A 939-nucleotide genomic window follows, 5' to 3' on the forward strand; every position below is an offset into this window, starting at 1 on the left:
CCTCCTGCACTTCTTATGGGTCCTGAATAAACAATATCAACATATTCAGTGCCATCATCATTTGAAACTATGTTTATTTCCTTGATTCCCTCAAGAGGGGCAACCAGTATTCCCTCAGTAAGTATGGCAAGTCCAACACGGACGGATTTTTCAAGTGCAAGCCTTCTATCATCCTTAAGAATCTCGGCAACTTTTCTGGATATCTTGAGCGATACCTCCTCCCTTGAAAGCGTTTTGCTCAATTCCCTTATATCATCTGCTATCCCATCAATCTGTATTAATTTCTCAACCCTTTCTGCCATATCGTTTGCGAGGGGTATTTCAACATCTGTTGAAACATCCTTTCCAAGGGAACGTGCCTCCTCAGCAGTCTGATAACACTCATTTACCTTATTCCTGAGTATCTGGTTATATTTATCAAGGTTGTGGTCTATCATCCTATGCTTTCAGTAGATCGCTCAATAATAACTTATCCATAAGCGATGATTTTATTTTTATCTGCTGTTTCATATATGCATCCATGGCGTTGACTTCCTTTGATAAAATCTTGTTGAAAACATCGGAACTGACAGTTACTGTAATATCTGCATCTATCTTTCCCTCCTGTGGCTCTGTTATATGCCCATTTTCGACCTTGAAATAATAAGAATCCTTGTCATCGAATATTATATCAATGCTTTTAGTGACGCTCTGGAGCTTTTTTGCATATGCCTGATCATTTGCTATCTTATCATTCATTTTTTTTACTAAATTATTCAGCACTTCTTTCATAAACATTACCTCTTTTTTCCTTTCTGTATTCCAGTGATTTTTTTATGAAATATAAATGTACCTTAGAGGGATTTAACGGTCTTGACTGGAACTCGGCATGGTACTGTGTTGCTATGTAGTTGTCCCTGTCACTGAGTTCCAGGATTTCCATTCTTATTTTCTCATCAT

Annotated in this window: 1 protein-coding gene and 2 pseudogenes; all 3 read right to left on the bottom strand. The window is 37.6% G+C overall.

Going from position 1 to position 939, the window contains the following annotated elements:
• Positions 1-437: pseudogene (locus tag AMDU4_RS04605) on the bottom strand (DNA polymerase II large subunit); the annotation flags it as partial.
• A gap of 1 nt (position 438) precedes the next feature.
• The gene (locus AMDU4_RS04610; protein ID WP_290704204.1) at positions 439-771 is read right to left on the bottom strand and encodes an SCP2 sterol-binding domain-containing protein; all 333 of its coding nucleotides are present in this window, start codon (positions 769-771) and stop codon (positions 439-441) included.
• Positions 752-939 (bottom strand): annotated as a pseudogene (gene pyrG / locus AMDU4_RS04615) (CTP synthetase); the annotation flags it as partial. The pseudogene pyrG and the gene AMDU4_RS04610, both read right to left, overlap by 20 nt.

Source organism: Ferroplasma sp. Type II, assembly GCF_000496155.1.